Source organism: Acinetobacter sp. YH12140 (assembly GCF_013418475.1).
Lineage (GTDB): Bacteria > Pseudomonadota > Gammaproteobacteria > Pseudomonadales > Moraxellaceae > Acinetobacter > Acinetobacter amyesii.
The window spans coordinates 134,451-157,435 of sequence record NZ_VPBZ01000009.1; the positions used below are offsets into that span (position 1 = coordinate 134,451).

Annotated in this window: 20 protein-coding genes and 4 pseudogenes; 17 read left to right on the forward strand and 7 right to left on the reverse strand. The window is 43.1% G+C overall.

Translation table 11 applies throughout. The features are described from left to right. Positions 1–301: 301 nt before the first annotated feature. The 5 genes and pseudogenes from FTU75_RS14395 (at position 302) to FTU75_RS14415 (ending at position 5,351) form a co-directional block, all read left to right on the forward strand. Positions 302–1,234, forward strand: a pseudogene (locus tag FTU75_RS14395) (IS5 family transposase). Between the two features lie 103 nt (positions 1,235–1,337). Further along, positions 1,338–1,652, forward strand: a pseudogene (locus FTU75_RS14400) (HNH endonuclease); the annotation flags it as partial. Positions 1,653–1,654: 2 nt separating this feature from the next. Next, entirely contained in the window at positions 1,655–2,128 is a 474-nt protein-coding gene (locus tag FTU75_RS14405) for an SMI1/KNR4 family protein (protein WP_180110271.1), read from the forward strand. A 79-nt stretch (positions 2,129–2,207) separates the two neighbouring features. Continuing rightward, a pseudogene (locus tag FTU75_RS14410) lies at positions 2,208–4,670 on the forward strand (RHS repeat-associated core domain-containing protein); the annotation flags it as partial. Between the two features lie 12 nt (positions 4,671–4,682). Then, positions 4,683–5,351, forward strand: a complete 669-nt coding sequence (locus FTU75_RS14415; RefSeq protein WP_180116206.1) for an Imm43 family immunity protein — start codon at positions 4,683–4,685, stop codon at positions 5,349–5,351. A 137-nt stretch (positions 5,352–5,488) separates the two neighbouring features. On the opposite strand, the pseudogene FTU75_RS14420 reads toward FTU75_RS14415, so the two are convergent. Next, positions 5,489–6,379: pseudogene (locus FTU75_RS14420) on the reverse strand (IS5 family transposase). 224 nt (positions 6,380–6,603) lie between these two features. On the opposite strand from FTU75_RS14420, the gene FTU75_RS14425 reads away from it, so the two are divergent. Further along, positions 6,604–6,858 (forward strand): TIGR03643 family protein, encoded by a 255-nt coding sequence (locus tag FTU75_RS14425; protein WP_004976999.1) that lies wholly within the window; start codon positions 6,604–6,606, stop codon positions 6,856–6,858. Here FTU75_RS14425 and FTU75_RS14430 read toward each other — a convergent pair. Both FTU75_RS14430 and FTU75_RS14435 read right to left on the reverse strand, forming a co-directional pair. Next, on the reverse strand, positions 6,855–7,007 hold the full coding sequence (locus tag FTU75_RS14430; protein WP_160241406.1) for a DUF2256 domain-containing protein: 153 nt from the start codon (positions 7,005–7,007) through the stop codon (positions 6,855–6,857). The two genes, FTU75_RS14425 and FTU75_RS14430, sit on opposite strands and share 4 nt — an antisense overlap. A 3-nt stretch (positions 7,008–7,010) precedes the next feature. After that, complete coding sequence (locus tag FTU75_RS14435; protein ID WP_180116207.1) at positions 7,011–8,534, reverse strand: cryptochrome/photolyase family protein; 1,524 nt, start codon at positions 8,532–8,534, stop codon at positions 7,011–7,013. A gap of 393 nt (positions 8,535–8,927) precedes the next feature. Between FTU75_RS14435 and nudC the strand changes: the two genes are divergently transcribed. The 9 genes from nudC (at position 8,928) to FTU75_RS14480 (ending at position 18,044) form a co-directional block, all read left to right on the forward strand. Next, complete coding sequence (gene nudC, locus FTU75_RS14440; protein WP_180116208.1) at positions 8,928–9,701, forward strand: NAD(+) diphosphatase; 774 nt, start codon at positions 8,928–8,930, stop codon at positions 9,699–9,701. A 169-nt stretch (positions 9,702–9,870) separates the two neighbouring features. Then, a complete protein-coding gene (locus FTU75_RS14445) occupies positions 9,871–10,419 on the forward strand; it encodes a lipocalin family protein (protein WP_111885231.1) in 549 nt (182 codons plus the stop codon). A gap of 136 nt (positions 10,420–10,555) precedes the next feature. Next, positions 10,556–11,542 (forward strand): acyl-CoA desaturase, encoded by a 987-nt coding sequence (locus FTU75_RS14450; RefSeq protein ID WP_180110275.1) that lies wholly within the window; start codon positions 10,556–10,558, stop codon positions 11,540–11,542. After that, on the forward strand, positions 11,539–12,822 hold the full coding sequence (locus FTU75_RS14455; protein ID WP_180110276.1) for an NAD(P)/FAD-dependent oxidoreductase: 1,284 nt from the start codon (positions 11,539–11,541) through the stop codon (positions 12,820–12,822). Before FTU75_RS14450 ends, FTU75_RS14455 begins: the two co-directional genes overlap by 4 nt. A gap of 9 nt (positions 12,823–12,831) precedes the next feature. Next, complete coding sequence (locus FTU75_RS14460) at positions 12,832–13,626, forward strand: DUF1365 domain-containing protein (protein WP_180110287.1); 795 nt, start codon at positions 12,832–12,834, stop codon at positions 13,624–13,626. Continuing rightward, positions 13,623–14,819, forward strand: a complete 1,197-nt coding sequence (locus FTU75_RS14465; RefSeq protein WP_180110277.1) for a cyclopropane-fatty-acyl-phospholipid synthase family protein — start codon at positions 13,623–13,625, stop codon at positions 14,817–14,819. Before FTU75_RS14460 ends, FTU75_RS14465 begins: the two co-directional genes overlap by 4 nt. A 25-nt stretch (positions 14,820–14,844) precedes the next feature. Beyond that, positions 14,845–15,624 (forward strand): DUF1295 domain-containing protein, encoded by a 780-nt coding sequence (locus FTU75_RS14470; protein ID WP_180110278.1) that lies wholly within the window; start codon positions 14,845–14,847, stop codon positions 15,622–15,624. 8 nt (positions 15,625–15,632) lie between these two features. After that, complete coding sequence (locus FTU75_RS14475; RefSeq protein WP_180110279.1) at positions 15,633–16,682, forward strand: cyclopropane-fatty-acyl-phospholipid synthase family protein; 1,050 nt, start codon at positions 15,633–15,635, stop codon at positions 16,680–16,682. A gap of 39 nt (positions 16,683–16,721) precedes the next feature. Beyond that, entirely contained in the window at positions 16,722–18,044 is a 1,323-nt protein-coding gene (locus FTU75_RS14480) for a HAMP domain-containing sensor histidine kinase (protein WP_180110280.1), read from the forward strand. On the opposite strand, the gene FTU75_RS14485 is transcribed toward FTU75_RS14480, so the two are convergent. The 4 genes from FTU75_RS14485 to FTU75_RS14500 form a co-directional block, all read right to left on the reverse strand. Then, the gene (locus tag FTU75_RS14485; protein WP_078194299.1) at positions 18,041–18,733 is read right to left on the reverse strand and encodes a response regulator transcription factor; all 693 of its coding nucleotides are present in this window, start codon (positions 18,731–18,733) and stop codon (positions 18,041–18,043) included. The two genes, FTU75_RS14480 and FTU75_RS14485, sit on opposite strands and share 4 nt — an antisense overlap. A gap of 11 nt (positions 18,734–18,744) precedes the next feature. Beyond that, positions 18,745–19,245: a chalcone isomerase family protein gene (locus FTU75_RS14490; RefSeq protein ID WP_180110281.1), complete on the reverse strand. Its 501-nt coding sequence runs from the start codon at positions 19,243–19,245 to the stop codon at positions 18,745–18,747. Continuing rightward, positions 19,221–19,793: a nuclear transport factor 2 family protein gene (locus tag FTU75_RS14495; RefSeq protein WP_180024907.1), complete on the reverse strand. Its 573-nt coding sequence runs from the start codon at positions 19,791–19,793 to the stop codon at positions 19,221–19,223. The genes FTU75_RS14490 and FTU75_RS14495 overlap by 25 nt, the downstream gene beginning before the upstream one ends. Before the next feature lie 118 nt (positions 19,794–19,911). Beyond that, a complete protein-coding gene (locus FTU75_RS14500; protein WP_180110282.1) occupies positions 19,912–20,793 on the reverse strand; it encodes a LysR family transcriptional regulator in 882 nt (293 codons plus the stop codon). A gap of 102 nt (positions 20,794–20,895) precedes the next feature. Between FTU75_RS14500 and trpB the strand changes: the two genes are divergently transcribed. Then, positions 20,896–22,107, forward strand: coding sequence for a tryptophan synthase subunit beta (gene trpB, locus FTU75_RS14505; protein WP_180110283.1), 1,212 nt, complete (start codon positions 20,896–20,898; stop codon positions 22,105–22,107). Continuing rightward, positions 22,104–22,889 (forward strand): tryptophan synthase subunit alpha, encoded by a 786-nt coding sequence (gene trpA / locus FTU75_RS14510; RefSeq protein ID WP_180110284.1) that lies wholly within the window; start codon positions 22,104–22,106, stop codon positions 22,887–22,889. Before trpB ends, trpA begins: the two co-directional genes overlap by 4 nt. The last annotated feature ends 96 nt before the right edge of the window (positions 22,890–22,985 follow it).

A 22,985-nucleotide genomic window follows, 5' to 3' on the forward strand; every position in this document is an offset into this window, starting at 1 on the left:
ATAACTATATGATTTTAAAAGTTTTGATTGTTTTTTGATCCAAAATTAAATTTATTTAAATCAGATGCTTACATATTTATGCAACAAAGCCCTTCATAATTAATATTCTTTGTCTGAATGGTTTTAACTATTATCTATTACAATGTGAAAATGAATAAAAATCAATGAGGAAATGGTGCTGGATTAGGTGAAATTGTAAATATGGATGAGTTGTTTATGGATGAAACAACGATTATTACTTCAATTTGGCTTTGTTGCACAAAGCTGTTCTTGAGGGCTTCTTCAGCAATATAATCTTCAAATGAAGAATCCTACACACAAAATCTACCGCACAACCAATTGGCCCGCATATAACAGAGCCCTCATTAATCGTGGGAATATTGCTATTTGGTTCGATCCAAAGACCCAGTGGTATGCACAATTACAAGGCAAACATGGACGAAATCAAACTTACTCCGATACTGCTATTCAATGCTGCTTAATGATCAAATCTTTATTTAAATTGTCTTTGCGAATGGTCAAAGGCTTTGTCCAAAGTCTGATTAAGCTTTGTGGATTAGATTGGATAGCGCCAGATTACTCCACACTGTGCAGAAGACAAAGGCATATCAATATTGCAATTGGCTATCAAAAAAGTAGTGGTAGTCTCCATCTACTCGTAGACTCTACTGGCCTAAAGTTTTTAGGTGAAGGTGAATGGAAGCGTAAGAAACATGGACCTGAATATCGTCGCTAATGGCGTAAGCTTCATATTGGTATCGATGCTGAAACCCTTCAAATACGTGCTGTACAACTCACCGCAAATAATGTCAGTGATTCACAGGTACTGGAAGATTTACTTGCTCAAATCCCTTTAGATGAACAAATCGATTCTGTCTATACAGATGGTGCTTATGACACCAAGCAATGCCGTCAGGTCATTGCAGATCGGCAAGCGTATGCAGTGATTCCACCTAGAAAAAATGCGAAACCATGGAAAGATACAAAGATCAGCTCGCTAGCACGAAATGAATTACTTCGAACAGTTAAACGTTTAGGCAGGACACTATGGAAAAAATGGACAGGATATCATCGTCGAAGTTTGGTTGAAACCAAGATGTATTGCATCAAATTATTAGGCGATTAATTAACAGCAAGGAGTTTTCCAAGTCAGGTGAATGAGATTCGTGCACGTGTGGCCGTCTTGAATAGATTCACAGAATCAGGTCGCCCTCATACCCAAGTTGTCTCTTAAATTTGGAATACTTGGGATAGTTTTATCTTCCTAATCTTTATGCAACAAAGCCGAGGTTCCTTATAAAAACGGTCCTCCAGATAATCAGCGTTACCCAGACTTTAGTGATTTCAAATCTGAAAATGTTAATATTAAAATGACTGGTTTGCCTGAAAGTAAAATAACACCACCTGAAACAGGTGATTTTTCAAAGGCGTGGGAGCAACTTGAACAGCAGAAAGGTGAAAAATATATCAATGAAGTTTATGGAATAAACAAAAGACAAAGTGGTCAAAGAGCTGGCAGTTGGCCAGATACTAGTCCTAAAGGACAAACTTGGCATCATAGTGGTAATGGGAATGATATGGAATTAGTGGATGGAGCTGTGCATAGACAATTTACCCATAGAGGTGGTGCATCAGGAGCTAGAGGAGAATAAAGATGTCTGATTTTATCATGATTGAAGAAGGGCCTTTGCTTGATAAAAAGTTACTTGCTAATTTTGAAAAAAAAATTGGTAAAAAGTTACCAAGTGAATATCAGTCTTTTATAGAAACTTTTAATGGTGGTAGACCACAAAAATCTTATGTAGATTTTATTCTTCCTGATGGAGTTGATGCTGGTGATTCAATAAATTATTTTTATGAAATATCAAATGACGCAGGTAATAGTCTTATAGATATTTATGATGAAATAGGTTGGCAAAATCCAAAGGGAATTATAATGATAGCTGAGTCACCTGCTGGAAACTATTTTGGTATTAGTATTAATGATAACGATTACGGTCAAATTATTTATAAAGATCATGAATTAGAAGACGAACCAACAAAGGAGGATGGGCTACCATACAACATGGTTAAAGTCGCTAATTCGTTTAATGAATTTTTAGATAAACTTTATGATCCTGATGAATAACTTAAATGAGCTTGATTAAGGATTACAATTTTTTGACCTAAAGCCATATGGTTATAAAGGGTATATCATTGTAATTAAAATTGTCTTAAAACAAAAAGTTGAATACTTCTATAGTGATCTGACCACAGAACAACGAGAACCCATCATCAAAGGTTTACCCCTCAATGCCTTTGGTCAACTGGAAAAGATCAAACATGCTGATGGGACTGAAGAACATTTTGTCCATGATGCTGAAGGACGGTTAATTGCTCACGTTGATGCTAAGCAACAGCAGACACGCTATGAATACGATGCAGCAGGTTTAATAACCAAACGCATCGATGCATTAAACCATACGCTAAAATATCAATGGGATCGTTTAGGACGCCTAAAACGATTGACGAATGAAAATGGTGCAAGTTACGAATTTGTTTACGATGCTGGCGGTCGTTTGATTAAGGAAATTGATTTCGATGACAAAGAAACAATTTATCATTATGATGAGTTAAATGGTCGACTCACCACAAGTATCGAGGTTGCGTCAGCTTATGGACAAGATTTAAAAGACCGTGCAGCACCGAAAGACCGAATTCAACAATTCATCTTTGACAGTATGGGACGTTTGGAACAACGTACCGCAGGCTATGGGCACTATGGCTTAGAACTAGAAGAGAAACAGACTGAAGAATTTGCTTACGATTACATGGGACGTATTCTGCATGCCAAGAATGCAGAAAGTAACCTACAATGGTTCTACGATGCTGCGGGTAATGTGATCAAAGAACATCAGCAAGATTACAAGAGTCATAAAACAGCGGTGTGGAAACACAGCTACGATGAAATCAATGACCGAATCAAAACCATACGCCCAGACGGACAAAATATTGACTGGCTTACATATGGTACAGGTCATGTACAAAGCCTGATTGTCAATGGACAGGATTTAGTCAGTTTTGAAAGAGATGATTTACATCGAGAAATCACAAGACACTACGCCAATGGCATCAGCCAAGAACAACAGTTTGACCTTGTAGGACGCTTACACAGCCAAATCATGCTCAATGAACATGACAATGGCTACCAAAGCCAGTACAAAGAAAAAAATAACCAACAGAACAATGCGCTGCAACAGACCAGTCAATTGATTCAACGACTGTATCAATACGATAAAACAGGTGAATTGACTGCGATCAAGGATACACGACGTGGTAACATTGCCTACAAATACGATCCTGTAGGACGTTTACTTGAAGCAAGCAGTAAACTCGGTAAAGAGACCTTTAACTTTGACCCTGCTAGTAACATCATAGATCGTTACAATGATGATAAAGCGCAAAATCATGACCAAAGCCACCAACAACAAACAGAAGAAAAAGGCTTTGGCTACAACCGTCTAGTCAATAACGTGGTGAAAGAATATCTCGACCAACAATACCAATATGATGCATACGGACAATTGGTTCGACAGAAATCTACCCAAGGTGATTTAAACCTTGAATGGGATGTCTATGGGCGCATGATCAAAAGCCGTAACAGTCAATACACGGCAGAGTATCGTTATGATGCTTTAGGTCGAAGAATACAAAAGCGGAGTAAGCACCACCACACAGGTGATGAACAAAATATCATCTACGGATGGGATGGTGACACATTGGCTTATGAATCGACTGAACAAGCCACCAAACACTACATTTATGAAAAAGACAGCTTTGTACCGATGTTACAAGCGGTATATCAAAGCCCAATAGAGTTACATCAAACACCTGATTGGTCAGACAAGCCGTATAGTGTACATCGTGACCCACTCTGGAAAACCACCAAGCAAAGCAAAGGCTTTGATGATGTATGGTTCTACCACTGCGACCACTTAGGTACACCACAAGAAATGAGTGACCACACAGGTTCGATCATTTGGAAGGCTGAATATAAGGCTTGGGGTGAGTGTAAGGCTGAAAAGGCAAAATCAAGTTTCTTTGAAAACTCAGAAATTATATCGAACAATATTCGCTTTCAAGGGCAATATTTCGATCAAGAAACAGGACTTCACTACAACCGTCATAGGTATTATTCACCTTATGTGGGAAGGTTTGTAAGTAAAGATCCAATTAGTTTATTAGGTGGAAATAATGCATATATGTATGTTAAAAATCCGACGGGGTGGATTGATAGATTAGGGCTTTGTAGCACTACATTAAATAGAAACCTAGGAGGAGTCACAGGTGATCATTTACAAGCACATCATATAATTCCTGAGGAAATTTGGGCAAAACGTAAGGACTTTCTTGATGATATCGGTATTGGTGGGAATAGGGATAAGGCTGAAAATGGAGTATTAATGCCAGATAGTGAAGCAAAGGCAAAACAAATGAAACGTAAATTGTATCATTGCGGGTCCCACCCGATATATTCTACATTAATAAATCAAAAACTGATTAGGATTGAAAATCAATTTAATGATGGAAAAATAACTGCAGCACAAGCACGAGAAAAGGTTGCAAACGTACAAACTAGTATGAGAGTTGTTTTATCAGCACCTGGAAGTAACCCAATTAGATTAAGTTAGGATTGAATAAATATGAATTATTTCGTTTTAAGTGCTACACAAAGTGAAAATTGCCCAATTTCTCTTATTGAGGATGCAATTTTATATTCGGATAAAGAACAGGCTAATTCAAGTATAGAGCCAGGTTCTTTACCTTGGTATAGTTATAAAACTAGCGGAGATTGTGAATTACCTAAAAATGGAATTTTAGTTCTGAAAAGTAAAAAAACTAAAATGTCATTTCGAAATATTAATAAAAATATTTATGTTGTTAATGAACATTTTAAAAAAATTTTACAAAATTATATAAATGCTGACTTTTTAAATGTGAATGTAGTGAGTGAAAAATTAGAAGCAATTGATGAAAAAGGATATTTTATTTTTAGATTTAATAATTTAGTAAATTACATTGACGTAATTGATTTAAATAAATCTAAATATGAGTTTAGTGAAGGTGCTTTGATTTTAGAAAAAGTTCAAATATTAGAAAGTATAAATGAGAATATTTTTAAAATTAAAGATATTGATCCAGCACAAGATACCTTTTTCATAAGTGAAATTGTTAAAAATGGTATAGAAAAAATCGAGTTTAATGATATAAAAATTCATATTGTTTCTACAGCAAAGTGGAGAGATTCAGATGATTTTAATGTCATGTTTTTAGAAGAAAATGAAGTGAATGAATATGTGTGGCCGATCTAATGATATTGTAAACTGTAATTTTAGAAACAGATATGAATATTATTAACTTCCTTTAAAAATAATAGTACCATTGGAGGTTGTAAAAGGCTTTGTTGCATAAAGATTAGGAAGATAAAACTATCCCAAGTATTCCAAATTTAAGAGACAACTTGGGTATGAGGGCGACCTAATTCTGTGAATCTATTCAAGACGGCCACACGTGCACGAATCTCATTCACCTGACTTGGAAAACTCCTTGCTGTTAATTAATCGCCTAATAATTTGATGCAATACATCTTGGTTTCAACCAAACTTCGACGATGATATCCTGTCCATTTTTTCCATAGCGTCCTACCTATATGTTTAACAGTACGAAGTAATTCATTTCGCTCTAGCGAGCTGGTCTTTTTATCTTTCCATGGCTTCGCATTTTTTCTAAGTGGAATCACCGCATGTGCATCTAGATCTGAAATGACTTGTCGGCAGTGCTTTGTGTCATAAGCTCCATCGGTATAAACAGAGTCAATCTGCTCATCTTGTGGAATTTGATCGAGTAAGTCACCAAGTACCTGTGAATCACTGACATTGTTTGTCGTGAGCTGAACTGCCAGTATTTGCAAGGTTTCAGCATCAATACCAATGTGGAGTTTACGCCATTGGCGACGATATTCGGGCTGATGCTTTTTACGTTTCCATTCAGCTTCACCTAAAAACTTCAAACCAGTGGAGTCCACGAGTAGGTGAAGTCCATCGTTACTTTTCTGATAATTAATCGAAACATCAATATGCTTTTGTCTACGGCAAAGCGTACTGTAATCTGGAGCTGTCCAATCTAATCCGCAAAGTTTAATCAGGCTCTGAACAAAACCTGTGACCATACGTAAAGACATGCGAAATAGAGATTTGATCATTAAACAACATTGAATGGCTGAGTCGGAATAAGTTTGATTACGACCATGTTTGCCTTTAGAGTGAGCATACCATTGAGTCTTAGGATCAAACCAAATTGAGATATTTCCTCGATTTATTAGTGCCCTGTGGCTTTGTATTTCAAATCTTTGTGCAACAAAGCCGTTTTAAGTCCTTATGGATATTCGACTTATAGGGGTAACTAAGACTTAACAGGGCTAGTTTAACTAGCCCTTTTATTCGTGCTGAGTACCTAAACTACAGAAAAATCACAAAAAATTCATGATTGTATTGTTATTCTTTTAGTCAGATTAAAGTCGATAAAGCTTATTGACGCTTCGTGATGATTAAAAACGAGAATGGTATGAATCAATTTTCTGAAGAGGACTTATCCAGAATTATAGAAATGGCTTGGGAAGATCGAACTCCTTTTGAAGCTATTTTATGTGAGTATGGTTTAAATGAAGCGGCGGTGATCCGCTTGATGCGTCAAAATATGAAAGCATCGAGTTTTAAAATGTGGCGTGAACGCGTCACCGGCCGAAAAACTAAACATCTGCAACTGCGTTCACCCGACGTGATACGGGCCTATTGTTCACGGCAATACAAGCGTTTCTAAGCGTTTGATTTTGACCGCTGTCTGGACTCACGTTTACATCGTTCAGAACAGTATCTGACTTCCTCCCAGCAGCGTTGCCATTTTTTGCGCCAAGTAAAAGGGCGCAAGCAGTGAATACATATTTTTTCAGGGAGATGCTGTTTTTTCATCGTTTATAACTCATTGATCCGGCTAAGAAGCTGCTGGGCATGGCTGATGATCTGCTGCCGATCTTTCAGTTTGTCCAGCTGCCGATAGATCATGCCCATACGTGGATGGGTACGGAATATCGCTTCATGCCGGATCATGAAATACCAGTACAGGCTGTTGAACGGACAGCTGTCTGGCTCGGTACGGGTTTTGACATTGTAGCTACAGTGTTTGCAGTAATCCGACATCTTATGGATGTAATTGCCCGAAGCCGCATAGGGTTTGCTGGCCATCAAGCCGCCATCGGCATGCATTACCATGCCCAGTGTGTTCGGTAGTTCTACCCATTCATAGGCGTCGGCATAGACTGCCAGATACCACTCGCTGATCTGCTGAGGGTGTAAACCAGTTAATAAGGCAAAATTGCCAGTCACCATCAAACGCTGAATATGATGTGCATAGGCATGCTGAAAGGTATTACGGAAACACTCAGCCATACAGTTCATCTGGGTGTGGCCAGTCCAGTAAAATTGTGGCATCGGTGTTGAGTACTGCAGCGCATTGCGGCCGGCATACTCCGGCATGTACAGCCAGTAAATTCCACGCACATATTCGCGCCAGCCAAGGATCTGCCTGATAAAACCCTCCACCGCATTCAGTGGTGCATGACCGGCACAGTAGGCCGCTTCTGCCGCATCACAGACTTCTCTTGGCAGCAGCAAGCCGCAGTTCAGATAAGGCGATAGAAGGCTGTGAAACACCATATCTACACCCTGAACCATGGCATCCTGATAGTCTCCAAAATGCGGCAAACTGTGGGCAATGAAATGCTCCAATGCAATCAGGGCATTGCTGCGCGTGGTGGCCCAGTGAAAATCGGCAAGACTGCCAGAGTGATGGGAAAACTCGCGTTCAACCAGTTCCAGTACATCCAGATCAATCTGATCCCGTTCAAAATGAAGTGCTGGAGGCAATGCCGGACTGCCTGACCAGGCCTTGCGATTGGCACTGTCATAGTTCCACTGTTGTCCGAGCGGCTGCTGTCCCTGCATTAAGTAGCCGGTCTGCCTGCGCATTTCCCGATAAAAATATTCCATGCGCAGAGTCTGGTAACGGCTGGCCCAGTACCGGAACTGCTCCGGACTGCAGAAAAAACGCTCATCATTCAGGTACTGTACCGGCAGTTGCAGCTGCTGGCTCCAGTGCTGTTCAATCTGCTGCTGCAAGCGGTATTCTCCGCATTGGGTCATGACCAGTTCTGTGACAGGGAATAGCTGTTGCTGTCCCTGCACAAAATCCAGTAGGCTACGAATCGGACTGCCGGACTGAAAAGCATGGTAACGTACACGCCAGCCCTCGGCCTTGAGCTCTTTGGCAAAATGACGCATGGCGCTAAAAATCAGGGCAATTTTCTGTAGATGGTGGGCAACATACGTGGCTTCCTCCACAACTTCCGCCATTAGGATTACATCCTGGGTACGATCCAGCGCTTTGAGCGTAGCAAGCTGATGATGAAGCTGGTCACCCAAAATTAAACCAAAACGCATAGCCACTCCAGACCTGATCAAAGATAGCGAAGTGTAAATCTAGGCAGTTCAATTTTTTGTGAAAATAAAAATCACCCCACATGTTGAGCCAATTCAACACGGCTAAATGATCGTCTTGGATTGCATACATTGCACAGGAATCATGATTGCTGCAATAAAAGACTGTCCATCTCCGTAATGCTACAGCCCATTGATGAAATTCACATTGCATCATTCCTTAATCCATAGGTGGTGTGAAGATTATGTGATTTTAATCAAAAAGATACAAATTATTATGGTTGTAATTCAGGCAGCTTGCGCATAGTATCTGACCAGAAGTTACTCCATGTAAACTTCCTTAGTTTTATCCCATACACCCCTCTGTATGGGATTTTTTTTAATCAGGGAATTGTCATGAACATGCATTCAAAAGCGTATATTTTTAGACAGCAGCAATTACTGGTGGATGAGCATTTTCAGTTGCCGCAGGTAGCCAGACTGCAGCACGACCTGAACCTGACGGAAAATGGCGGGGTCATTGCCCGTGACCTGAAAGAAGACGAACCGGTGCCGCAAGGTTATCAGCTGGTTCCGATCCGGCAACTGGTGCAAGTCTGGGGCAGAACACAGTTTGAACAGGCCAGCCGTGCGGTACAGTTACTGGAATGGCGCCGTAATCACCGCTTTTGCAGTAAATGCGGTCACGCCACCCAGCAGCACGCCAGCCAGTATGCCATGGTCTGTCCATCCTGTGGCTATAACCAGTATCCGCGGGTGAATCCTTGTGTAATTACCATCATTACCCGGGGTACAGATGAAATTCTGCTGGCAAAAAATGCTCGCAACAAAACCCAGATGTACAGCCTGATTGCCGGCTTTGTTGAAGTCGGGGAAACCCTGGAAGAGGCAGTCCGCCGTGAAACGCTGGAAGAAGTGGGGCTGCAGATCAAAAATATTCAATATCTGGCCAGCCAGCCATGGCCGTTTCCCAGCAACCTGATGATGGCTTTCAAGGCGGAATATCATGCAGGGGACATCCAGATTCAGGAAAATGAACTCAGCGATGCACAGTTTTTCAAATTTGACCAGTTACCCGAAATTCCGTTCAAGGGCAGTATCGCCTATGCCATGATTCAGCATGTGATGCATGGAACGCCTGTTGCAGATGACAGCAAAGAGTGGCTTTGAAACAGCAATCCTGTTTGGGTCTCTCAAATAAACTGCGATAACGCACTGGGTCCTGAATATTCAGATGGCATTTCCTGACCAATAGACCCTGAATCGCAGCATTTGATCTTCACACTTTGTTCACATCCAGCTGGGTTATCTTAAGGCTGTAATCAAGAAAGGCTAAAAAATGAACATGCGATTCAAGTCTGTTTTTGCAGCGACGGCACTGGCCATCATCAGCTTAAGTACCACGATCCGAGCAGAAACTGCTGCACCTCAGGCAGTCGATCAGGTGGATATCCAGCAGTATGCAGGCAAGTGGTATGAAATTGCACATTTACCGATGTATTTTCAGCGTAAATGCGTCTCGGATATCACAGCGCAATATCGCCTCAATGCCGATCAGACCATGCAGGTCTTGAATAGTTGCCGGATTGCTAATGGCGAAATGATCAGCTCCGAAGGAGTTGCCTATACGCAAAATGCGGGCAACAGCAAACTGAAGGTCAGCTTTTTGCCGCCAGGTTTAAGATGGATTCCGTTTACCAAAGGGCATTACTGGGTATTACGCGTCGATCCGGAATATAAAGTGGCGCTGGTCGGTGGACCGAGTACCAAATACCTGTGGATTTTATCGCGTGAACCGCAACTGGATGAAGCCACCTATCAGTCCTTTTTGGAAACAGCAAAATATTATGGTTATGACATCACAAAACTGATCAAATTGCCGCATTAATCTGCTACCCTTTTGCCAAACTGCTTAGTCTCTCTACAGTTCGGCTTTTTTTATTTTACTTCACATAAAATTCATATCTGACTGATTAGACTCATCAAATAGAATAGAGACAATCACTTGAAAATAGGATGAGTCCATGTTGAACAGTCTGATGCGATGGATAGACAGCTGGTCTACACCCACAGCGCCCGAAACACTGACGGCTGAAAACAGCAAGATTCAGTGGCTGCGGATTTTGCCCTTTATTCTGTTGCATCTGGCCTGTTTCGCTGTGTTCTGGGTGGGAGTGTCATGGTTTGCAATTGGTTTTATGTTGGCATTCTACCTGATCCGCATGTTTTCAATTACGGCTTTTTTTCATCGCTATTTATCGCATAAAACTTTTCAGACTTCGCGTCCCGTACAGTTTCTGTTTGTGCTGATTGGTACCATGAGCGCGCAGCGTGGTCCGCTCTGGTGGGCGGCGCATCACCGCTATCACCATCGCTATACCGATACCTTGAAAGACCCGCATTCCTCGACGCATGGTTTTTGGTATAGCCATGTGGGTTGGTTTCTGAATGAATATAATTTTGCTACACGTAAAGAAGTCATCAAGGACTGGCTGAAATATCCAGAGCTGATCTGGCTAGACCGTTTCAGTTTGATTGTTGTGCTGCTGACTGCTGGTGGAATTTATGTACTAGGCGAAAGGTTGGCAATCACTTGGCCACAACTCGGGACGTCCGGCCTGCAACTTCTGGTCTGGGGATTTGTGGTGTCCACGGTGTTGTTGATCCATGCGACCTTATGTATCAATTCACTGGCGCATCATTACGGTAGCCGTGATTTTGACACGGATGACCACAGCCGCAACAATTTATTCTTGTCTATCATTACCTTGGGCGAAGGCTGGCACAACAATCACCATTTTTATGCAGGCAGTACCCGGCAGGGTTTTTACTGGTGGCAGATTGATATGACCTATTACCTCTTAAAAATTATGTCTTGGCTCGGGATAGTTTGGGACTTAAAGCCCATTCCGGCACGGATTTATGAAGCCAGTAAAATTGCTCAGGCTCGAAAAAATAAAAAAGCTGCTACGGCAGGCACTACCACGATTCATTCGAAGGAATCACCATGAAAATTGCAATTATTGGTTCAGGTATTTCCGGTTTGTACGCTGCCTGGAAACTCAGCAAAGCGCATCAAGTTACAGTCTTTGAAAAGAATAACTACTTTGGTGGTCATACTGATACTCATCAGCTAAATATCGATGGTGAACAGGTTGCGGTGGACAGTGGCTTTATTGTCTTTAATGAGCATAACTATCCGCTGTTCTGCGCCATGCTAAAAGAACTTGGCATTCAATCGCAAAGCAGTGACATGGGCTTTTCGGTGAATAATCAGGTCACTGGCTTACAGTACAATCCTTCAAAAAAATTCTCGTTATTGTTCCGACCTCAAAACTTTTTTAATGCAGATTTTCGCGCGATGTTGTCAGATCTGTTCCGTTTCTATGCCGCCAATAGAGATCTAGATGTCGAGCAGATTGATGTACAACTCAGTATTGATGAGTATCTGAATCAGCATGGCTATTCCGAAGCCTTCCGTCAGGAACATCTCTATCCGATGTGTGGGGCGCTGTGGTCCTGTCCGGTGGAACAAGCCGGACAGATTCCCTATAAATTTGTGGTGAGCTTTTTCCAGCACCATCGCATGTTGCAGCTGAAAGACCGGCCGTTATGGCTTACGGTCAAGGGTGGATCGGCTCGCTATGTTCGTGCGATTCAGTCCCAGGCCAATATTACCTTCCGCAAAACGGGTGTTCTCCATGTCTCGCGGAGTGTCAATGATGTGGTGGTTGAAACAACACAGGGCAGCGAACGTTTTGATTGGGTCGTATTTGCCAGCCATGCTGACGATAGTCTGAAGTTACTGAAAGACCCGTCTGCACAGGAACTGGATGTGCTCGGCAAGTTCCGCTATCAGGATAACCGCATGGTGGTACATTCCGATACCTCTATCATGCCCAAATCCCGTCGCCAGTGGGCCAGCTGGCATGTACACGTCACGCCGACTAAGGCCACTGAACAAACGCCATTCAAGCACAATGGCACACATTATGGCTTTAGCTACTGGATGAACCAGTTGCAGAACCTGAACTGCAAAACCCAGGTCTTTGCCACCCTGAATCCTAATTTTGCCCTGAATCCGAAAAAAGTCTGGGTAGAACGACATTACCGTCATCCGGTGTTTGATGCCCCAGCGATTGAAGCACAGCAACGCTGGGCCGAGGTCAACGGCCAAAACCGCACCTCATATTGTGGCGCTTACTGGGGCTGGGGCTTTCATGAGGATGGGGCGCGTAGCGCATTATGGGTAATCGATCAGCTATTAAAACAGGCTGAACAGGCAGCCTAGGAGCGCATGATGCAGATGTATCCACTGGCGATCGCCACTGCTGAAATCCGGCATCGACGTTATTTGCCCCAAGCCCATGCTTTTAAAACCCAGCTAAGCTATCTATGGTTTGATCCAGATCAACTCGCGACGTTTACCGGAAAATCCTGGCTGTGGTCATCTAAACGCTGGAATTTCCTGACCCTAGATGAGCGCGATTTTCTGACTATGGAATGTGGCTCGATTCGGCAGAAGATTGCACGCCTGCTGATCAAGCGGGAAAACTACCTGCTTCCGCATGCCGCGTCTATCCGGGTGCTAGCTTTGCCACGAACACTCGGCTTTCGTTTCAATTCCGTAGTGTTTTATCTGGTCTTTGGTGCCACCGACCAGTTGCTCTTTGTGCTGAGTGAAATCACCAACACACCGTGGAATGAACGACAGGTCTACATTCACGACTGCCGGAACAATGCAGACGAATATGCGCCGTACCAGAGTCACCAGTTTGACTTTAAAAAGGCCTTTCATGTGTCGCCGTTCATGCCGATGGGGCTGGATTATCGCTGGCGCTTCAGCTTTTCGGATCGGCAAAACGTGATTCATATGCAGCTGTTTGAGGAGGGAATCTTGCAATTCGATGCCACCCTGAAATTTTCCTTGCAGGCCATCACGGTTCCTTCACAGCAGTATCGCTATGCTGTACTGAAAGTTCTTGAACCCTTCAGGATGGTCAGCGGAATTTATCTGCACGCCTTTCGTTTATGGAAAAAGAAAATTCCGTTTTACCGGCATCCTAAAAAAGAAAAAGGAAACACATTGCAATGAAAACACTATTCATGGGAGAGCAAAGCACACTGCCGGTAGTATTACGGCATTTGCTGAAATTACGGCATGGTCAGCTGATTTTTAAAGGCGTCTGGAACGGGTCGGTCGGGGAAAACAGCGATCTTGAGGCCGTGATTCAGGTGCATGATGCCCGTCTGATGGAACTGTTGTTCCGTAATGGTGTGCTCGGTGCAGCAGAGGGTTTTATCCGCGGTTACTGGAGCAGTGAAGATCTGGTGGATGTGATCCGCATTTTGGCACGTAACCGCGATGTGCTGGATCTGATGAATCAGAATGCAGTGGCCAAAGCCAGCCAGTTACTGTTAAAGGTTTGGTATAAATCGCGCAAGAATTCGATTGATGGCAGCCGCAAAAATATTGCCGAGCATTATGACCTGAGTAATGACTTTTTCAAGCTGTTCCTGGATTACAGCATGATGTATTCCAGTGCGGTGTTTAAAGAGCCGGGCATGAGCCTGGAACAGGCTTCGGATTATAAAAAAGAGCTGATCTGCCAGAAACTGCAACTCAAACCGATGGATCATTTGGTCGAAATTGGCAGCGGCTGGGGCGGTTTTGCCATTTATGCCGCGCAGCAGTATGGCTGCAAAGTCACCACCATCACCATTTCCAGAGCACAGTATGATGAAGCCGTGGCCCGGGTCGCTGCAGCCGGACTGTCACATCGTGTGACTGTGCAGCTGAAAGATTACCGCTTACTGGAAGGCAAATACGACAAGCTGGTGTCGATTGAAATGATCGAAGCCGTAGGTGAGCAGTATTTATCCACCTATTTCCAGAAATGCCGTGAGCTGCTGAAACCGAATGGTCTGGCCCTGATTCAGGCCATCACCATTGAAGATGCACGCTATGCCAAAGCCCTGAATACCGTGGACTATATCAAGCGCTATATTTTCCCAGGCAGTTTTATTCCCTGTATCAGTGTCATGACCCAGACCGCTTCCGAACAAAAACTGCGTCTCAAACATCTGGAAGATATCGGCCAGAGCTATGCCCAGACCTTGCACCACTGGCGTCAGCGTTTCTTGCAGCAGCATGATCAGGTCCTGCAACTCGGCTTTGATGAGCGTTTTATCCGCATGTGGGATTTTTATCTGTGTTATTGCGAAGGTGGCTTCCGCGAAGGCGTGATCAGTGATGTACATCTGCTGTTCGAAGCCAGTGCCTACTAAGCCAAGATAAAACAGGAGGGACGAAATGCTGCTGAATTTACTGATGCTGAATGTCTTTATCATGCTCTGTAGCTGGCTGCTGGTGACCTATAATCGCAGAGCAGGGCTGGTCGATGTCGCTTGGAGTTTCAGTATTGCCCTCAATGTGATTATTGCCGCTTGGGCGATTGACAGTGCACCGATCTTGGTTCGCTTATTTCTGGGACTGGCGAGTGGGATCTGGTTTTCACGGCTGACTTGGCATCTGTTACGGCGCTATGCCAGTGAAACCCAAGAAGACACGCGTTATGCCAACATGCGCCGAGCGATGGGGGAGTATCAGCATCTTGGTTTTCTGGTGTTTTTTATATTTCAGGCAGGATTGGCTCTACTGTTTTCTTACCCAATGCTGAAGCTGTTAAGTATCTCGACCGAGCAATGGAATGACTGGACTTTGGTCACTGTGATTGTGGCGGGCATGATCATGCTATCCGTTTTGATAGGCGAAAGCACTGCCGATCAGCAACTTTACCGTTTTAAGCTAGATCCACAGAATCAAGGTAAAACCATGGATCAGGGTTTGTGGAAATATTCGCGCCATCCGAATTATTTTTTTGAATGGCTGCATTGGTTTGCTTATCCAGTGCTCGGTCTGGCAGCAGGATGCTATGAATTATGGATTTATCCACTGCTGATGTGGCTGTTTCTGTACTACATCACCGGGATTCCCTTTAGTGAACAACAGGCGCTGGCACATCGCGGCGACAACTATAAAGATTATCAACGACGAACTTCAATGTTTATTCCGTGGCCACCCAAACAGTAGGTAAATACATGGACTTTATGATTCAACAATCTTTAAAACTGGTCGAAAGCGGCAAGCTGCCCGATTCAGTCATTCGCGCCGGCATTCGCAGCCTAAGCAAAAAACGTCTGGCACAGGAAGGACGCTTTGACCCGGCACTGGCAGCTCGGCGCTATATGGATGTGCTGCATATGCTGAAAAACAGCGAGATTGCCATCGAGACCGAAAAGGCCAATGAACAGCACTATGAACTGCCCACCGCATTTTTCCAGGCGGTGCTGGGCAAGCGTCTGAAATACAGCGCTAGCCTGTTTGAACATACTCATACCACCCTGGATCAGGCGGAAGAAGCCGCACTGGCCAGCTATTGCCAGCGTGCACAGTTAAAAGATGGACAGGATATTCTGGAAATTGGCTGTGGCTGGGGATCGTTGAGTCTGTATATGGCCGAGCATTATCCCAAGGCCCGCATTACGGTGGTGTCGAATTCCTCGACCCAGCGCCAGTATATTCAGGAACAGGCGCGTCTGAAAAAACTGCAGAACCTGACGGTGATCACCTGCGACGTCAATGTACTGCAACTGGAACCCGCGTCCTTTGACCGCGTAGTTTCGGTGGAAATGTTTGAACACGTACGTAATTACCAGAAACTGTTTGAAAATATCAGCAGCTGGCTGAAAGCGGATGGTCTGCTCTGGTGCCATATTTTCTGTCACCGTTTCCTACATTATCCGTTTGAAGTGAAAAATGAATTCGACTGGATGTCGAAATATTTCTTTAGTGGCGGACTGATGCCGGCAGCTTCGACCTTTCTACATTTCCAGCAGCATTTGCAATTAGAGCAGCACTGGCAATGGGCCGGCACGCAGTATGAACGCACCGCAAATGCTTGGCTCGAGAACATGGACCGGAAACAGGACGAGCTGCGCCCCTTATTTGAACAGACCTATGGTGTAGATGCCGCCATCTGGTGGCAACGCTGGCGGATTTTCTTTATGGCCTGTGCCGAGCTGTTCGGTTATGAGCATGGACGCGAGTGGGTGATCGGTCACTTTCTGTTTAAAAAGAAAACCGTATAATTGAATGGCGAATCGGATGGGCTAGCGGGGAATGCACCAATGTTAAAGCTGTTCAGGGACAAACACGATCATCCTCTGGGTGAGGTGTTTAACCGCTATTACTGGCTGCAAATCGGATTCATTGCCCTGTCCGTGGTGATCGGGATTGGCTGTAGTGCCTGGGTAATCAAGGGTTCCCTGCTCAGAACTGCGCTAGAACAGGAAATGTCACACTACTGGCAGCGGCTGGAACGTAATCCGGCTGCTGAACTGCCCGACACCAAAAACCTGTATGGTTACCGCTGGAGCGATCTGCCGCCAGTTCAATTTCGCCACATGCAGCTTGAGCAAGGGGTGAACCGGCATTTTGTCGATGGCAAGGAGCGCATGACCGTGTATGGTGAAAAAGACGGACAGCATGTGCTGCTGGTGTTTGGCGAAAGCAACGTCAACAAGCTGGTCTGGCTGTTTGGTCTGGCACCGCTGATGGTCAGCCTGTTCGTACTGTATAGCGTATTTTGGTGGTGGAACCGTCGGGCCCGACGTTATTTTTCCCCGATTACCCGTCTTGCTAATGCGCTGGAGCATATTGACTGGGAACATCAGAAAAATCAGGCTTCGCCTTTTCAGGACATCCGCACCGACTCCAATCTGGAAGCTGAATACCTCAAGCAGGCGCTGGAAAAATATCATCAGGTATTAAGCGAATTTATTCAGCGTGAGCGTGAATTTACCGGAGATGTAAGCCATGAGCTGCGCACGCCACTGACCATTTTAAAAGGCAATGTGCAGCTGTGTCAGGCACGCTATGGCGACAACAAGTCCTTTACCCGCCTGCATAACACAATTGAAGACATGCAGCTGCTGGTCGATACCTTGCTGGCTATTGCCCGCAATACCACCAATACTTTAACTGCTGAACCGACCATGCTTTCAGAATGTCTGGACAATCTGGTGCAGGATCTAGAGAGTGTCAGTCATAACAAAGGCATGCAGATTGACCTGCAAAAAGACCTCGATGAACAGCCGCGTAAACTTTATCCATCCATGACCAAAATGGTGTTTGGTAATATTCTGCGCAATGCACTGAACTATTCACAGGGCACAGAAATTGATGTGATTCTGGAAAAAAATAAAGTGCTGATTGCTGACAATGGGGTCGGCATGCCTTTACCTAACAATTCTAAGGTTCAGGAACTGTCTGGCCAGCAGCTACAACTGGAAATCAAAGGGCATGGCATTGGATTGCAATTGGTGCAAAAGCTATGCAAACAGCTAGGTTGGCGTGTGGAGCTGTTTGACAGGCAATATTATATTGTCACCCATCAGAATGTTGACCTGGCAATGACCACTGGACTGATTGTCGTTGTGTACCTAAATTAGGCTTCATCTTCGAAAGCAATCTTTAAACCAATCCCGGATATGGTGTGAATCAGCTTTTGTTCAAAGGGTTTATCGACCATTTTGCGTAAATTATAGATATGACTGCGCAGAGCATCACTTTCTGGCTCTTCGTCACCCCAAAGCTCCATCATAATTTCCTGTTTGGTCAGTACTTTAGGAGAGTGACGCATCAGTAGCTTCAAAAGTTTAAACTGAATTGGAGGCAATTCAATGTTCTGGCCAGCTCGAGTTAGCTGCTGTGTTGCGGGGTCCAAAATTAGGTCATGAATTTGCAGACGACTGTTGGATACTTCACCCAGGGAGCGTTTGATCAGGGCCTTGACCCGAACCACCAGCTCGTTAAAGTCAAAGGGCTTGACCAGATAATCATCCGTGCCGGAATTGAAGCCTTTGAGTTTATCATCCAAGGTATCCCGAGCGGTAAGCATCAAGACAGGTAAGTCCAACCCCTCTTCATTGCGTAACCACTCGCACAATTCATAACCAGAACCATCAGGCAAATTAATGTCTAGTAGCAAGATATGGTAGCGTTGCTGTTTCAGTAATTGTCTAGCAGCACTCAGATTGCGGGCATGATCGACCACAAAGCCATGTTCTTCCAGAAACTCGCATAGGGTAGAGGCCAGTTCATAATGGTCTTCAACCATCAGGATAAAATGTTTCGACATAGCGGCAGATACTAATTTAATAATTGCTGTTTTAATTTAGCACTAAATGGCTGGGGACCCAGCCATATATTAAAATATTGTTGTGCCAGAGGATGTCTAAGCTGCCCTAAACCTTGCTGGTTCAAGGATAAGCTCAGGGTCTGTGTAGCATGGTTGTATTTTAAACGGTATAGGTCGCCTGATCTGACCGGACGATACAAATCGGTGATTGGGTTGAATAGAGCATGTATTTTTGCGTCTTTAACATTACGTTTCAGTAAATGTGTGGCCGCACGCTTAAATGCCCATTCCGGAATATTCTGTGTATAGGAAAAGTCCATCTGTATATTTTGTTTTTCCCAGAATTGGCTACAGTTTTGGGCAAAATAACTGGCCATACCGACCTGTTTTTGACCCACCATCAGCGGACCATTGCCGCATTGATTCAGGCTTTGTGCCTGTGCCCATGGACTGAAGCTACATCCCATCACTAAAGCCGTGCTGATCGCTATTTTTTGAAAGGCAGTAGCCATGAGTAGACCCCTCCAACATAAGGCAGGGAACGGTACAGGCCGTTCGCAGGGTCCCAGAAATCCTGCTGGAAAATAATCTTGTTGTTTTCGTTGATCTTGATTTCACTGATACCGTAAGAGTCCATACTGCGGGTCGTGCCGAACATTTTAAAATCATAGGCCATATGCCAGTGCACATAGGCAGAGTCCTGATGATAAGAAGCGTTTAACAGCTTGACGCTGACCTTGCTGACCCGTTTGTTCATGCCTTGAAAGTGCTCCAGCAGATTTTGACGGGATGAAAATTGCGATAGGGTATCGTTAATAAACAGCTGGTCAGCATACAGCGATCCGGCTCTTTCCACAAATTTCGGTGTGCCCAAGGTATTAAAGGCTGAGGTAAAGCGGAGGCCGATATCCTGAGCTTTAGCCTGATCCAGCGCTATCCCCTGAATACCGTTTCTGGATTGGGCATAATCGGCTGAATAACTGGGAATACTTTTACATCCGGCTAACAACAGAAGCGGCAAGGATAAGGCTGTAGCAATAAGTGTTTTTACAAGTCTCATCATCAGTGTCCGTATGAAGTGTATCTTTATACCTTAGGCAGCACAGCGTGAACAGAATGTGAAATAGACGTTATAGATGAGCAATTGAATAGAATTTTTCAAATCAAAGATTAAATGTTTAACTTTTTTCTTCGGCCATTAACCAATCAATGATATTCATAACATCACGATTTTCGTTATTTTTTCTGACCATTGCATAAAAATTATAGTCACAATAGATAAAACCAAAAGGGGCAATGATCTTTCCATTTAACATTTCTTTTTCTACTAGAATTTGAGGTGCTATGGCAATTCCTAACCCAGACACTGCAGCTTCTATCATTAAATTCAGACTATCAAAATAACGGTCATTGGATTTTGGGGAAAAGCTTATTTGAAACTGATCAAACCATGTATGCCATGCACTTTTATTTGAGTGGGTATGAAGTAATGGATAGTTTAAAAGATCATTTACGGAATGAAGAGGGTTTATTTCACGATTACAAATAGGACCCATGTTATCGGGAAATAACAGATATTTATTCAAAAAGTTGGGAAGTAGATGATGCTCACTGACGCTATTGATAAATATGTCAACTTTCTCTTTTTCTAACAATTTTAAGTCATTACATGTCATTAATTTGATATGGATATTGGGATAAATGACTTCGAGCTTTTCTAATCGAGGAATCAGCCAATTTGCCATAAAACTATGAGAAGCGCCTATTACAACTTCTACTTCTGAAGTTTTATTTGTTAACTCAAAGACGCATTGTTCTAAACGATTAAAAAGCTGCGTACAAACTAGCGATAATTCTTCGGCATCCGCCGTCAGAGAGATGGTCGAGGAATGTCGAATAAACAATTTTTTATCCAACCATTCTTCTAACTGCTTTATTTGATGGCTAATCGCACTATGGGTTACACACAATTCTTCCGCAGCTAAACTGAAACTTTTATTTCTAGCGACAGCCTCGAATGCTTTTAAAGCATTAAGGGGAGGTAATGTTCTGCGTTTCATGTTGTAAAATTCTCTAACACCATAAGCTCAAAATATATCAATTATCATAAAAATGAAAATATTTTAAGATCAAACAAGTTTTGATAGTAAAAGAGATATGAGATGACAACCCCTTATACAGGTAATGGTCCTGATGACTTGGGATTTTTTGGTAAATTTGGCGGATCTTACATGCCAGAGAGCTTAATGCCAGCACTTCAAGAATTAGAGCAAGCCTTTAATACAGTTCGGCACAAACCTGAATTTTGGGCTGAATATCAGCAGATTTTAACGGACTTTGTTGGTCGTCCTAGCCCTCTTTTTTATGCAAAAAACCTAACAGCTTATGCAGGCGGCGCTCGAATATATTTCAAGCGAGAAGATTTGAACCATACGGGTGCGCATAAGATCAATAATTGTGTAGGGCAAATCTTATTAGCCAAATTTATGGGCAAAACCAGAATCATTGCAGAAACGGGTGCTGGTCAACATGGGGTTGCAACAGCAACGGTTTGCGCGCTGTTTAAGATGAAATGTACCATTTTTATGGGAGAAACAGATATTCAGCGCCAACAAATGAATGTTGAACGTATTAAATTACTCGGTGCTGAAGTCAGAAGTGTTCAAAAAGGTCGTGGGACTTTAAAAGATGCCATGAACGAAGCATTACGTGACTGGATTCGTCATGTGGATACAACCTATTACCTATTGGGTACGGGTGCAGGCCCTCATCCATATCCCACCATAGTGAGAGAATTTCAGAAAATTATTGGTTTAGAAGCCAAAAACCAAATACTCCTGAAAGAAAATAGACTGCCTGATGCTCTAGTTGCTTGCGTTGGTGGGGGATCAAATGCACTAGGGTTGATGCATCCTTTTCTAGAAGACCTAAATGTCAAAATGTTTGGCGTTGAGGCAGGTGGAAAAGGAACAAATAGTGGTGAACATGCCGCCTCTATTTGCAAAGGTCAAGCCGGTGTGCTGCATGGCAATTTAACCTATTTATTACAAGATTCAGATGGACAGATTTTAGATGGACACTCTATATCAGCTGGCTTAGATTATCCTGGTGTTGGTCCTGAGCATGGCATTCTGTTTGAAACAGGACGTGTGACATACACGGCTATAACCGATCAAGAGGCTGTAAATGCATTTCAGCTTTTAAGTCAACAGGAGGGTATTATTCCTGCTCTTGAGAGTTCTCATGCGATTGCATATGCGATTAAACTTGCTCAAGAAATGCAACCAGAACAGATCATTATTGTCAATTTAAGTGGCAGAGGAGACAAAGACTTAAACACGGTCAAAAAATATCTTGCAGGAGCTACAGCATGAACCGACTAGATCAAAAATTAGAGCAATTGAAACTGGAAAATCGAAGCGGTCTGGTCTGTTATTTTACTGCTGGAGATCCTAATTTTACAGAAAGTTGTCGTCTGTTAAGCCAATTGGGTCAAGCAGGGGCTGACATTATTGAAGTGGGTATTCCATTTTCTGATCCAGTGGCAGATGGAGAGATCATTCAGGCAGCGCATCTTCGGGCTTTAGATGCAGGTCAAACGGTAAAACAGACCATTGAGTTGGTAAAAGTAATCAGGCTGCATGATGACCAGACACCAATAATTTTCATGACTTATTTAAATCCGATTATGCAATATGGTTTTGAGACACTTATCGCTGAAACAGAAAATCTTATAGATGGAATATTGATTTTAGATGCTCCATATGGATATCGAGAAAAATTTGAGGTGCAATTAAATGAAAAAAATATGCATTTAATTGCAATGACCGCGCCGACGACCCCAGTTGAAAGGTTAGAGCAAATTTCAGCGCGCGCGACAGGTTTTTTATATCATGTTGCAGAAAATGGCTTAACAGGAGGAGACTTCAATCTATCTAATCTTGAGAAAAAGATAACTGAAATTAAGCCAATTTTTAATATTCCAGTTGCAATTGGCTTTGGGATCAAAAATGAAAGCCATGTTAAAGCACTAGCCAATAAAGTAGATCTTATTATCATTGGCTCAGCGCTTGTCGATACTTTTTTTAATAAGGGAATGAATGCTACTTTAGAAAAAGTGACGGTTTTTGCACAAATACTTAGAGAAAATAAATAATATCCTTTTTTAAAATCAGTATGCTTTGAGTTAATTTATCAAATGGAGCGTAAAACTCTGTCCTTTAGGCCAGAGATATAAGCGACACGACATGAA